We start from the raw sequence: 13,018 nt of genomic DNA, 5'->3' as shown, positions 1-13,018 counted from the left end.
CACCGGGGACGACGGGACAGCCTTTGGCGCGTCACCGGGCGGTCTGCCGGACGGCCCGCGGCGTCCGGTGCGGTGCGTCGCACGGCACGGCGTCGCCCGCGTACCGGTCGGACGCGGGGCGGCGCGGTGCCGTGCCGGTACCGCGAGCCGCGGGCCGGCGAACCGTGGCGGCACCGGCACGGTCCGGAACAGGCCCGGCGGCGGCGCGCCGCGCCCGATGGGCGGGGCGGCGCGTCCGGTGCGAGCGACGAGATCACGCCAAGATCCGCAGCCCGTCCGGAGCGGACGCGGGCCCCTGGCGCGACCGCTCCCCTACGCCGTCCGGTGTGACGTTCACCGCTCCCGGCCGCGGGACTGGGCACGATGGTTACTCGTAAGTAGCATGGGTGCTGAGCGCGCGCTCAGGCGTGTGCCCGCGCAGCAGTGCCATCCCGCATCTGGAGGAGAGCCATCGTGCCTCGTACCGTCAGGGACGTCGTCTTCGTCGACGGCGTCCGCACCCCGTTCGGCAAAGCGGGCCCGAAGGGCATCTACCACGAGACCCGCGCCGACGACCTCGTCGTGAAGGCCATCCGGGAGCTGCTGCGCCGCAACCCCGGTCTCGACCCGCAGCAGATCGACGAGGTCGCGATCGCCGCGACCACGCAGATCGGCGACCAGGGCCTGACCCTGGGCCGCACGGCGGGCATCCTCGCCGGCCTGCCCCAGTCCGTACCCGGTTACTCCATCGACCGCATGTGCGCGGGCGCGCTGACCGCCGTCACCAGCACCGCGGGCTCCATCGCCTTCGGCGCCTACGACGCCGTCATCGCGGGCGGTGTCGAGCACATGGGCCGTCACCCCATGGGCGAGGGCGTGGACCCCAACCCCCGCTTCGTCAGCGAGAAGCTGGTCGACGAGTCGGCCCTGTTCATGGGCATGACGGCGGAGAACCTGCACGACCGCTACCCGACCATCACCAAGCAGCGCGCCGACGAGTACGCCGTGCGCTCGCAGGAGAAGGCCGCCAAGGCGTACGCCAACGGCAAGATCCAGCAGGACCTGGTGCCGATCTCGGTGCGCAACACCAACGCGGAGGTCGGCGAGACGGGCTGGGGCCTGGTCACCGCCGACGAGCCGATGCGCCCCGGCACCACGCTGGAGAACCTGTCCGGCCTCAAGACCCCGTTCCGTGTGCACGGCCGGGTCACCGCCGGCAACGCGGCCGGCCTGAACGACGGCGCGACCGCCTCGATCCTCGCCTCCGAGGACTTCGCGCGCGAGCACGACCTGCCCGTGAAGATGCGGCTCGTCTCGTACGCCTTCGCGGGCGTCGAGCCGGAGGTCATGGGCTACGGCCCGATCCCGGCCACCGAGAAGGCCCTCGCCAAGGCCGGCCTGTCGATCGAGGACATCCAGCTCTTCGAGATCAACGAGGCCTTCGCCGTCCAGGTGCTCGCGTTCCTGGAGCACTACGGCATCGCCGACGACGACGCGCGCGTCAACCAGTACGGCGGCGCCATCGCCTACGGCCACCCCCTCGCCTCCTCCGGCGTCCGTCTGATGACGCAGCTGGCACGCCAGTTCGAGGAGCAGCCCGAGGTCCGCTACGGCCTCACCACCATGTGCGTCGGCTTCGGCATGGGCGCCACGGTGATCTGGGAGAACCCGCACCACAAGGACGCCGGAGGCGACAAGTGAGCACCACCGAACTCCTCAAGGGCGCGGCCGAGCTGTTCCCCGACGAGGTCGTGACGTCCGCGAACGTACGCCACCTCGACCTGCCGTTCGGGGTGGGGCGCTTCGCGCTCATCACCCTCGACAACGGCTTCGACCACACCAAGCCGACCACCTTCGGTCCCGCGTCGCTGGCGAACCTGAACGCCGCCATCGACCAGGTGGAGAAGGAGGCCGCGGCCGGCGAGATCGTCGGCGCGGGCGTCACCGGCAAGCCGTTCATCTTCGCCGTCGGCGCCGACCTCAAGGGTGTCGAGCTGCTGAAGCGGCACGAGGACGCGCTCGCCATCGGCAAGGGCGGCCACGAGGTCTTCAAGCGCCTGTCGGCCCTCGCGGTGCCGACGTTCGCCTACTACAACGGCGCGGCGATGGGCGGCGGCGTCGAGGTCGGCCTGCACTGCACGTACCGGACCGTCTCCGCGGCGCTGCCCGCGTTCTCGCTGCCCGAGGTCTTCCTCGGCCTGGTCCCCGGCTGGGGCGGCTGCACGATCCTGCCGAACCTGATCGGCGCCGACAAGGCCGTCTCGGTCGTCATCGAGAACTCGCTGAACCAGAACAAGCAGCTCAAGGGCGGTCAGGTCTACGACCTCGGCATCGCCGACGCGCTCTTCGAGGGCGCGGACTTCCTGGAGCAGTCGCTGCTGTGGACGGCGGCCGTCCTCAAGGGCGAGATCGCCGTCGAGCGCCCCGCGATCGACCGCGGCGAGGCCTGGGACCAGGCCGTCGCCCGCGGCCGGGCCATCGCCGACGGCAAGGTGCACGGGGCCGCTCCGGCCGCCTACCGCGCGCTGGACATCATCGCCGCGGCGAAGGACGGGGACCTCCAGAAGGGCTTCGACGCCGAGGACACCGCGCTGGCCGACCTGATCATGGGCGGCGAGCTGCGCTCCGGCATCTACGCCTTCAACCTGGTCCAGAAGCGCGGCAAGCGCCCGGCCGGGGCGCCGGACAAGTCGCTCGCCCGCCCGGTCACCAAGGTCGGCGTCGTCGGCGCGGGCCTGATGGCCTCGCAGCTGGCGCTGCTGTTCCTGCGCCGCCTGGAAGTCCCGGTCGTGCTGACCGACATCGACCAGGAGCGCGTCGACAAGGGCGTGGGCTACGTCCACGCCGAGATCGACAAGCTGCTCCTCAAGGGGCGCGTCAACCAGGACAAGGCCAACCGCCTGAAGGCCCTGGTCTCCGGTGTGCTGGACAAGGCGGAGGGCTTCTCCGACGCCGACTTCGTCATCGAGGCCGTCTTCGAGGAGATCGGCGTCAAGCAGCAGGTGTTCGCCGAGGTCGAGGCCGTGGCCCCGGCGCACGCGATCCTCGCCACCAACACCTCCTCGCTGTCGGTGAGCGAGATGGCGTCGAAGCTGAAGCACCCCGAGCGGGTCGTGGGCTTCCACTTCTTCAACCCGGTCGCGATCCTGCCGCTGCTGGAGATCGTCCGCGGCGAGCAGACGGACGACGCCTCGCTCGCCACGGCGTTCGCCGTCGCCAAGAAGCTGAAGAAGACCGCGGTCCTCACCAAGGACGCCCCGGCGTTCGTGGTGAACCGCATCCTCACCCGCTTCATGGGCGAGATCCAGAACGTCATCGACGAGGGCACCCCGGTCGAGGTCGCGGAGAAGGCCATCGAGCCGCTCGGCCTGCCGATGTCCCCGCTGGTCCTGCTGGAGCTGGTCGGCCCCGCGATCGGCCTGCACGTCTCGGAGACCCTCAACCGGGCCTTCCCGGACCGCTTCACGGTCTCCCCGAACCTGGCGGCCGTCGTCAAGGCGGGCAAGCGCGGCTTCTACGTCTACGACTCCGGCAAGCCGGAGCTGGACCCCGAGGTCACCGCGCTGCTGAAGCAGGGCGACACCGTCCTGACCGAGGAGCAGGTCCGCGACCGCGTGCTGGACGCCGTCGCCCAGGAGATCGGGCTCATGCTCGACGAGGGCGTCGTCGCCGAGGCGCAGGACATCGACCTGTGCCTGATCACCGGTGCGGGCTGGCCCTTCCACCTGGGCGGCATCACGCCGTACCTGGACCGTGACGGTGTCTCCGAGCGGGTGACCGGGAAGCGCTTCCTGGCCCCGGGCCTGGCGTCCGTCCCCGTGTGACGCTCCGCTGACACGACGGTGCCCCGCACGCCGGCCGGCGTGCGGGGCACCGTCGTGTCCGGGGGCCCCGGGCTGCGGGGACCGGAAGGCGTCACACCGCCTGCCAGGGCTCCAGGGCCAGGACCGGTTCCGGCTTGCGGCGGGTGATCAGGAGCTCCCCGGTCCCCGGGGAGAGACTCGCGGCCACGACCCGGCCGTCCTCGTCCTCCGCCAGCGACACCAGGGCGTCCGCGGGGAGTTCGGGCCCCGACTCCGTCCACCAGGCGCCCGCCGCCTCGTCCTCGGTGGGGTAGGCGGCGAACGCCACCCGACCGCCCGCGGAGCGCTGGGCGAGCAGCGTGCAGTCGTGCCCGTCGAGTTCGCACCGGATGGCGCCGACGGGGCCCGGACCGGCGGCGGCGAGGACGACCGCGGGCCGTGCACCGGGGCGCCAGGCGCACACGTCGCCTGCGGTGTCGGTGTAGAACAGCGTGGTGGAGTCGGCGGAGGTGGCGAGCGCGCGCAGCGTGTCCGGGCGGACCGGGGCCTCCAGTTGCTCCTCCGGCGCGGGGTCGGCTCCCGCCTCGGGCTGGCGCCAGTGCAGGACGCCGCCGGAGACGGCCGCGTACAGCTCCACCCGTCCCGAGGCCCCCGTCACCGCGGCCGGGGTCCCCCGCACATCGCTTCCCTTGAGGTCCCGCCAGGGCCCCCAGCCGCCCTTCGGCTTCTGGGCGATCATGCTGACCCCGCCGGACCCGTTCCGCACGAAGACGTGGGCGCGCCCGTCCGCGTCGACGGCGAGGGCCGGGTCCCCGGTCCGGCCGCCGGTGCGGTCGGGGTGCCCGATCGGATGCCAGTCGAGCGCGGCGAGGTCCGCCCGGTAGTGGGTCGAGTGGACGAGCCCCGACTCCTCGCGGACGGTCGGACGCCACGAGACCAGATGGGTGTACCGGTCGGCTCCCTGCCCCAACGCCAGGACGGGATGCAGGCGTTGGCCGCCGCCCACGGTGCGCGGCGGGCCCCAGGGCCCGCCGGGCCCGCGCTCCGCCCGGCACCGGATGGCGGCTTCGGCCGGCAGGTACGCGCAGAGTCGGCCGTCACGGCCGCGTATGAGCCAGTCGACGTTCACCGGTTCACCTTAATCGGGCCGGCACCGCGCGCCGAGCGCCGACCCTCGTCCGGTCACAACCGCTTGGCGCTGCGCAGCAGACCGGCGTAGAAGCCGTTGCCGTCGATGCGGGAGGCGCCGCCCTTGTCGCCCATGGTCGGCCCGTTGACCTCCTTGCGGCTGGAGATGAAGACGCGGTGGCCGTCGGTGTCGACGCCGAGGTACAGGGCGACGTGGTCCAGGTGGTTGCCGGTGCGGTGGTCCATCTTGAAGAAGAGGAGGTCACCGGGCTGGACGACGTCGATGTTCTTGGGGCGCGTGTACCAGGGGGCGGGGCCGGAGAGTTTCAGGATGTCGACGCCGACCTTGGAGCGGGCCATGCCGTCGGCGCTGCGCGGCAGCCCGTCGCCGGAGGTGTTCGAGGACATCAGCGGGTAGCGGGCCCGGTAGCCCCAGACCATGCGCATGAAGCCGGAGCAGTCGAGGGCTCGGTAGCGCTCCTTGCGGGCCGGCAGGGTGGAGCCGTCGCGGAAGGTGTAGTTGATGCCGAGGTAGTCGTAGAAGTCGTTCTGTTCGAGGCGGTCGACCCCGTCCTCCTTGAAGGGCCCGAACACCGCGTCCCCGGCGTAGGGGACGCCCTCGTCGTCCTTCTTGACCGGAGCGCCCTCGACGTACTGGAAGGCGATCGCGAAGATGTCGTCGGCCTCGCTGCCGTAGAACTCCTTGAACCAGTCCTTGAACCACTTCTCCTTCTCCGCGCCCTTGCGCCAGGTCTCGGGCATGAGGCGCACCCAGTCCTGGGTGACCACGCGGGAGCGGGTGTTCGCCGGCTCGGTGAAGGTGCGGGAGGGGCCGCGGAGGGTGGCGGTGCGGGCGCCGTCGGTGAAGGTCGCGAGGACCTCGCCCCGCTCGCCGCGGAGCACGGAACGCGTGGGGTGGTTCAGCCGCTCCCAGGTCTGCTTGCCGGTGGCCTTCCCGGAGTTCTCCAGGTCGGGCCGGTCGGTGACGGCCTGCACGGCGGGCACCTTCGCGTCCTCGTCCTTGCGGAGTTCGACGGTGAGGTAGGCGCTTCCGGCGAGCAGCGCGAGGACGGTGGCCGCGTGCAGGACGGGACGGCCTGTGCGCTTCGGCATGGTGACGGCTCCTGGGGGTTTCCGGAGAGAAGGCGGGTCAGGCGCTCGGCATGGCGCCGAGGAGGATTCCGGCGGTGAGCACCACGTAGGTGGCGAGCGTGACCGAGCCGGTCGACAGCAGGGTGGCCCCCTTGGGCTGGCGGACCAGCTGGTAGCCGACGAGACCGGGGACGATGAAGCCCAGGGTCTGGTTGGCGTAGAGCAGCGGGAACTCCATCTGGAGCACGATGATCACCGTTGCCTGGATGAGCACGCCGGTCAGCACCACGGCCGCGAACAGGCGCTTGCCGTAGAGGATCACGAAGCGCTGCAGGAGCAGGGTGGTGACGTAGGTCAGGACGGTGACGCCCACGACCAGCGCGGCACGCTGCAGGTCCTCGATGAGGGTGAGCGCCAGCCAGCCCGGGGTGATCATGCCGCCGGGCGAGAGGTTGGTCGTGAGATAGCAGATCAGCGAGAACATCAGGCCCAGGCCGATGCCGATCGCGGCGATCTCGGGGGTGAGGACGGAGGGGATCAACGGGGCTCTCCTGGGCTGTGCCACTGCTGGTCGTCGACGGGGGATGCGGGTCGTACCCGGGGTTCGAACAGGCCGCGGGACGCGGCCTGTTCGCGGTGCTCGGACGGCTGGGACGGCTCGGACGGCTCCGGGGGCCGGGAGCGGGTGACGGCGGGCGGCTGCGACAGCTCCGGCCAGGGGGCACGCGACTGCTCCGGGGAGTGGCCCTCGCGGGCCCTCCGCGGGTCGTGCTGCCCCTGCGGCTGCTGCTGCCGGGCCCTGTCCGGCCGCGGACCGGGATGGTCCGCGGAACGCTGGACGGGGACGTGGGGGTGGCCGGTCTGCGGCGCGTACCGCGTCTCGTACGCCTCGGGATAGCGCTGGTAGGGGTCGATCCGCGGGGCGTAGAGCTGGACGGTGTCGACGTGCTCGCGCACGGCCGCTTCGCGGGGCCGGGAGGCGGCGGGCGTTCCCTCACCGGGGCCGTCCGCGTCCTCGTCGGCGCTCTCGTCCGCGGGCAGCTCGGCGAGGTGCTCCAGCAGGTGTTCGCCCTGTCCGTGGATGTTGCCGATCGCCACCAGCGAGCTGTCCGGGGCGAGTTCGGCCAGAAGCCGCCCCATGAACTCCTCGGGGTCGCGCTTGTCGCCGCCGAGGTCGACGGCGCGGGAGCGGTACGCGGCGGGCATGGCGTCGATGGCGCTTTTGGCGGGGTGACCGATGACGAAGACCTTGTCGGGATCCAGGTCGGGAACGATCTCGCCCATCTGCCCGTTGCGCTCGACGCGGTCGGGGCGGCAGTTGATGACCACGTTGAGCGGTCGGTGGATCGCGCCGAGATCGAGCAGCTGGTTGATGTTCATCAGCGTCGACTCGGGGTCGTTGGCCGCGAAGACGTTGGCGAACCGCAGCCTCTTGCCGTCCTCGGTGACATACCGCTCCACGGACAGCACACCGGGGTCCGGCGGTGCGTCGTACATGCCCTGGAGGGCCGTCTGCCGCTCCACTCCGAGCAGTTCGGCGACGGTGAGGGCGATGGCGACGTTCTCCTTGAAGGTGAACCAGCTGAAGCCGCGCAGCTCGTCGTCGGTGACGGAGTCCGGATCGGCGTAGATCAGCTTGCAGTCGCGCGCGTCGGCCTCCTCCTGGAGGATCGCGAAGCGCTCCTTCTCGGCGGTCACGCAGATTCCGCCCTCCGGCATGGACCGGGACAGCGAGCGGGCCACGTCGTCGAGAGTGGGGCCCATCTCCGCGAGGTGGTCCTCACGGACGTTGCACAGGACGCCGATCGTGGAGCGGATCAGCTTGGACTGGTTGATCTCCTGGAGCGCCGGCATCACCGCCATGCACTCCATGACCAGGGCGTCCGGGTTGTAGGCGGCGGCGCGCCGGACGATGCCGATCTGCTCGACGACGTTGGCGATGCCGAACTTGCGGTAGACCGGCTCCTCGGTGGCGTCGGGGTGGATGAACCGGGCGGCCGTGCCGGTGGTCTTGGCGACGGTGGTGAGGCCGCCGCCGCGCAGGGCACCCGCGCACAGCCGGGTGATGGACGACTTGCCGCGGATGCCGTTGACCAGCACCCGGGTGGGGATGTTGTCCAGGTTGGTGAAGTGACGGCGCTGTTCGACGACCCCCGCCACGAGCAGGATCGCGCAGCACACCATCAGAACGGTGTAGAGGAAGAGCACGGCCGATCAGTTCCTAACGTGCTGCTGGGCCGTGCCGGGTGCGCTCCGGCGTGGCGTTGGCTGCTGTCTGCGCTGTTCCTGGAGTTGCTGGCGGACGAGTTCGAGGGAGCGGGTGACCGCGCCGACCTCGTCGTGGTTGCGGGGGAACAGGACGGTCTTGCGGTCGCCGCCGGCCAGTGCCTCGGCCTGTCCGGCCAGGGCGCGCAGCGGACGGACCACGACGATGTGCATCCAGCCGAGGCAGGCGGCCGCCGCCGCGACGCCGAGCAGGCCGGCGAGCACGGTGCGGTGCTGGACGTCGTACTCGGGGATCGCCAGCCGGTCGGCGGGCTGCCAGCTCACGACGGTCCAGCCGAGCTGCTTGGCCGCGCCGCCGCCCACGAAGGGGGCCGCCGCGGCGATCTGCACGCCGTGGTCGCGGTAGAGGACGCCCGCGGCGTGCGCGGACTTGCCGACCCGCTGGCCGGAGGCGGCGGCCAGGTCCTTCAGACGCTGGTCGGGCAGCGACTGGAAGGCGAGGTAACCGGTGTTGCCGGCGATGACCTCCCCCTTGCCGTCGACGAGGCGGACGACGCCGAGCCCGGGACGCTTGAGCACCGAGTTGAGGAAGTCGATGCGGAACTCGCCGACCAGTGCCGAGCCGTCGCGGCCGGGTATCTCCGCGGTGCCGACGACGAGGGGCTTCTTGCCGCCCTGGCCGAGGAGTTGCAGCGGGTCGGCGGTGGCCGGCTTGGGCCGGGCGGCCTGGGGATCGTCACCGACCCCGGCGACCACGTCCCCGGCGGCGTCGACGACGTAGAGCGCCTGGTAGCGCAGGTGCTGGTTGAGCGTGCGGTCGAGGACCTTGGTCATGTCCGCCGGGGTCGTGCGGTCGCCGATGAGGGTGGCGACGGACTGGAGGTCGGCCTCGCCCTCGTTGAGCGCTCGGCGTGCCCGGTCGGTGAGGGTGTCGGTCCGCTCGCGCTGGTCGTTGACGAGTTGCTGCGGCACGACGACCGTGCCGTCGGCGCGGTTCAGCAGGAGCAGGAGCGGGGCGGACCAGGCGAGGAGGAGCACCGCGCAGACGGCGAGGAGAGCGCGGGTGCCGACCCGGCGCAGACCCGTGGGCGCAGGAGGCGAGGTGCTCCGGTCGGCGGGGGCACCGAGGAGTTGCTCGCGCAGCCGTTCCAGGGCGTGGCCGATCCTGCGGGCCTCGCCGTAGCCGGGTATGCCGACCGGGCGCGCCAGATCGCCCCGGGTGAGGCGGCGCGATTCCAGGAAGAGCCGGATGAGCGGACGCTGCACCGTGCCCAGCAGGACGGCGACGGCGATGCCGCCGACCAGGAGGAGCGCCCCGGCCGCGATCAGGCCGAAGACGGGCGAGGCGGACCGGGTGGGGTCCTCGGCGACCTTCACCATGGCGACCACGGTGAGGCCGAGGGCGGTGGCGGTGGTGGTCTCCCCCGGTTCGGGCGCGGAGAGACTGGCGTAGCCGGCGACGGACCGGTCGCTCAGGAAGCTGCCGCCGAGCAGGCTGCCGCTGACGCCGAGGTAGCCGCCGGAGCCGGGTTCCTTGGTGCTGAGCGGGTGCTGGGCGGCTCGGCCGGCCGCCTTCTTCGCGAAGGCCTTGAGCTGTTTGGTGGATGCGGCGACCTCCTTGCGCTGGAGGTCGGTCAGCACCTGCTCGGGCTCGGGGATGCCGTCGCTGCTGAGGATCTCGCCGGCCCGGTCCACGACCGCGATGGAGCGGAACTGGCCGAGGCTGATGCCGGGGAACTTGAGGCTGTTGGAGGCGACGAGCAGCAGCTGGGGCTTGCCGGGCCAGGACAGCAGCGCGAACGACAGCAGCCGGACCTCGCCGTTGCCCAGGCGTACCATGCGCGGGGCGAGCCCGCCCTCGTCGCCCAGCGCGGAGCGGTCGAGGGAGGTCAGGGGCACGGTCTCGCCGCGGGCCGCGACGAGCTTGCCGGACCTGATCTCGACGACGGCGGTACCCATCCACTTCTGGTACGTGTTGCCCAGTTTGTCGAGCACCGTGTCCGCGGTGACCGGGGCGCCGGCGCTGAACAGGGCGGCGGAGCGGTCGAGGTCGGTCACCGACTCGTCGATGGACGCGCGCATGGCGATCGCGCCGTCCTCCGCGAAGTGCTGCTGCGACGTCTGCACGGCCTTGGGCAGCGAGGTGTCTCCGGCGGGGCCGAGGACGAGGGCCGTGACCGCCGCGAGGGAGAGGAGGAGCGCGGACAGGATCGCGATGGGCGGACGGATACCGCCAAGCAGCGACATGTCAGCTCTGCGGCGAGCACGATGCTGCCGCGCCGGGGGCGATGGCGCCAACGGACGGTCCTCTCAAGCGGTGGTACGAGCGCGGGCACGGAAATGGCCCGAACGCGAGTGCGGGTGTGACGCGAAGACACAGCGGTGTCCTGAAGTCTCCGCGCGTGTCAGACCCGCGAAGACGTCAGGAAGTTGCACGGATCAAAAGTGATCTGAGCAACATCACGTTTCAGATGAGCATGTTTGGCTACGCCCGATCGATTCCGGTTCATACGGCGCTCTCGCGCAGGAACCTTCCTGCACAGGCCCGGCACGAGCCCCGTGCCGTCAGCCCGGCAGCTCCGTCAGGGGCTTCAGGCCGTCCTTGGCCGCTCCGCGGTTGAGCATGGTGCCCTCGGTCCGCTCGAACGCCAGCCGGAGACGGGAACGCTCCTGGTCGCCGAGGTCGTCGCGCTTCAGCTCGGCCGCCACGTCCACCAGGCGGTAGTCCTCGACCTGGTCCTCGGCGGGCTCGGCCGGCGTCCCGTCGGTGGTGACGTCCGGGTCCGGCGGGATCTCCACGAGGGTCGGCTCGTACCGCGCCTCCACGTCCCACCGGCCACCGTGCTGCGTGAAGGTGAACCAGCCGATCACGCCCTCCTCGGTCAGCCCCGTGGGCACGTCGTGGCGGGCGACCTGGTTGCCGAGTCCGTACGCGATCCAGGTGCCGTCCACCTTCTCCATCGGCTGCACGACGTGCGCGTGGTGGCCGATGACCAGGTCGATCCCGGTCTCCCGGGCGAGCCGGCGGGCGAACTCCAGCTGCGGGGTGGAGGGGTTCGGGTGGTGTTCGCGGCCCCAGTGGATGGAGAGGATCACGATCTCGGCGCCGGCCTTGCGGGCCTGCCGCTCAGCCGTCTTGATCCGGGTCAGGCCGTTCTTGTTGACCAGCCAGGGCTTGTCCGCGGGCAGCTCGTGGGCGTTGAAGCCGAAGGCGAAGGAGATCTGCGCGACCTTCACACCCTTGACGTCCATGATCAGCGGCGTGAGGGAGTCCTTGCGGGTGCGGAAGGAACCCGTGTGCTTCAGCCCGGCCGCGTCCAGCGTGTCCAGGGTGCGCTTCACGCCCGCGTACCCGTGGTCGATCGAGTGGTTGGAGGCGGTGGAGCAGGTGTCGTACCCGACATCCTTGATCGTCCCGGCGATCTGCGGGGGTATGAGGAAGTTGGGGTAGCTCTCGAACGGGCCCTTCGGCTCGCCGATGACCGGCTCCATGTGGCAGATGCCCAGGTCCGCCTTGCTGATCACCGGCTTGATCCCGGCCATGAGCGGCCCGAAGTCCAGCCCCTGCGACCCCTTGCCGGTCCGCTTGGCATCGGCGCGGGCCTGGTCGATCAGCTGCGGATGCAGCAGGATGTCCCCGGCCGCGGCGACGGTGAAGGACCGTCCGCCCTTGCCCGACGAGGCGTCGGACCCGCCCTCGCCTCCCACGAGACCACACCCCGCCACGGCCAGGACGAGGGCGATCGGGGTCAGGCGAGCGGGCAGGATGCGGCGGCTACAGCGTCTGGTCACCGAGATATCTTGATACAACCATGAGGGCAAACCGCTCCAGAACGATAACGATCGCAACACTTCTCTTGCTCCTCGCCGCTCTGGCAGGTTGGGGAACGGCTGTCGTGCGCGGACATCACGGCACCGGCGGCGCCCACTCCGCGGGCGCCGGTGCGGACGGACCACCTCGGGTCGACCTGGCGCGCTCCATCGCCGCCTACACCGAGCGGTTCACACCCGGCGGCTCCTTCCGGCCGCCGTCGCGCACCGAACGCGAGACCGTCGCGCAGGGGGTGGGCCTGCTCCTCGACGGCCGTCGCGAGCAGGCCGAACAGCGGCTCGCCGAAGTGGACTTCGCCGTGCGCACCGTCACCGACAGCGCGACGGGCCGACGATTCGCAGAGGTGTACGACCGCGTCGACGAGGGAGCCTCGGCGCGCGGCTGGGGCCGCGTCCTCCTCGACCTGGAGCACCCCGTCAGGTGGTCCGTCCAGGTGCCCCATCCGGTCTCCGACCGGAACACGCAGACGCTGGGCGTACGGGTCCTGCGGGACGCCCCCGGCGGTCTCCTGGTGGTTGCCGGTGCACATCGCACATCGGGTGACGGGAATGCGGCGGACGTGGCCCATCGGCGGGACACGGTCTTCCACGCCGTCTGCGCCGAGCTCGTGCGGCGCGGTGTGCCCGGTGTCCAGCTGCACGGATTCGCGCAGAGGTCGGCGCCGCGCTACGACGTGATCGCCTCGACGGGAGCGGGCGAGGACGCGGTGGCGTCGGGCCGCCGGCTCGCCGACGCGCTGGGCTCCCGGCACTTCGCGGTGTGCCGGGCCTGGGCCCGCTCCTGCCCGCTCGCCGGACGGGACAACGTCCAGGGGCGCGCCGCCGCCGCGGCCGGGGTGCCGTTCCTGCACGTGGAGTTCGCTCCGGGGCCGCGCGGCGGCGGCCCGGAGTCCGTGCGGGCCGCCGCGGCCGTGTCCCTCGTGACGGGCGACTGGGCCCGGCACCCTCTGCCACGCTGA

9 protein-coding genes are annotated in these 13,018 nt (G+C 71.7%); 3 read left to right on the top strand and 6 right to left on the bottom strand.

What is annotated here, in order from left to right; genetic code table 11:
- Window positions 1-453 precede the first annotated feature (453 nt).
- The gene (locus ACGFS9_RS25375; RefSeq protein WP_393256432.1) at window positions 454-1,680 is read left to right on the top strand and encodes a thiolase family protein; all 1,227 of its coding nucleotides are present in this window, start codon (window positions 454-456) and stop codon (window positions 1,678-1,680) included.
- The gene (locus ACGFS9_RS25370) at window positions 1,677-3,803 is read left to right on the top strand and encodes a 3-hydroxyacyl-CoA dehydrogenase NAD-binding domain-containing protein (protein ID WP_393256430.1); all 2,127 of its coding nucleotides are present in this window, start codon (window positions 1,677-1,679) and stop codon (window positions 3,801-3,803) included. Before ACGFS9_RS25375 ends, ACGFS9_RS25370 begins: the two co-directional genes overlap by 4 nt.
- Before the next feature lie 91 nt (window positions 3,804-3,894).
- Here the strand turns inward: ACGFS9_RS25370 and ACGFS9_RS25365 are convergent, their stop codons facing one another.
- The 6 genes from ACGFS9_RS25365 to ACGFS9_RS25340 form a co-directional block, all read right to left on the bottom strand.
- Window positions 3,895-4,911: a hypothetical protein gene (locus tag ACGFS9_RS25365; RefSeq protein ID WP_393256429.1), complete on the bottom strand. Its 1,017-nt coding sequence runs from the start codon at window positions 4,909-4,911 to the stop codon at window positions 3,895-3,897.
- Between the two features lie 53 nt (window positions 4,912-4,964).
- Entirely contained in the window at window positions 4,965-6,023 is a 1,059-nt protein-coding gene (locus ACGFS9_RS25360) for an NlpC/P60 family protein (RefSeq protein WP_393256427.1), read from the bottom strand.
- A gap of 37 nt (window positions 6,024-6,060) precedes the next feature.
- Window positions 6,061-6,543 (bottom strand): poly-gamma-glutamate biosynthesis protein PgsC/CapC, encoded by a 483-nt coding sequence (locus ACGFS9_RS25355; protein ID WP_393256425.1) that lies wholly within the window; start codon window positions 6,541-6,543, stop codon window positions 6,061-6,063.
- Window positions 6,540-8,210, bottom strand: a complete 1,671-nt coding sequence (gene pgsB / locus ACGFS9_RS25350; RefSeq protein ID WP_393256424.1) for a poly-gamma-glutamate synthase PgsB — start codon at window positions 8,208-8,210, stop codon at window positions 6,540-6,542. Before pgsB ends, ACGFS9_RS25355 begins: the two co-directional genes overlap by 4 nt.
- A gap of 6 nt (window positions 8,211-8,216) precedes the next feature.
- A complete protein-coding gene (locus ACGFS9_RS25345; RefSeq protein WP_393256423.1) occupies window positions 8,217-10,475 on the bottom strand; it encodes a HAMP domain-containing protein in 2,259 nt (752 codons plus the stop codon).
- Window positions 10,476-10,793: 318 nt separating this feature from the next.
- A complete protein-coding gene (locus ACGFS9_RS25340; protein ID WP_393256421.1) occupies window positions 10,794-12,020 on the bottom strand; it encodes a CapA family protein in 1,227 nt (408 codons plus the stop codon).
- A 104-nt stretch (window positions 12,021-12,124) separates the two neighbouring features.
- On the opposite strand from ACGFS9_RS25340, the gene ACGFS9_RS25335 reads away from it, so the two are divergent.
- Complete coding sequence (locus ACGFS9_RS25335) at window positions 12,125-13,018, top strand: hypothetical protein (protein WP_393256420.1); 894 nt, start codon at window positions 12,125-12,127, stop codon at window positions 13,016-13,018.

This window comes from Streptomyces sp. NPDC048566 (assembly GCF_043199735.1).
GTDB lineage: Bacteria > Actinomycetota > Actinomycetes > Streptomycetales > Streptomycetaceae > Streptomyces.
This window is presented reverse-complemented; position numbering and strand designations above follow the sequence as displayed.

Coding starts and splice junctions, on each gene's coding strand:
- ACGFS9_RS25345 (WP_393256423.1), bottom strand. CDS start 10,475: ATGTCGCTGCTTGGCGGTATCCGTCCGCCCATCGCGATCCTGTCCGCG.
- ACGFS9_RS25360 (WP_393256427.1), bottom strand. CDS start 6,023: ATGCCGAAGCGCACAGGCCGTCCCGTCCTGCACGCGGCCACCGTCCTC.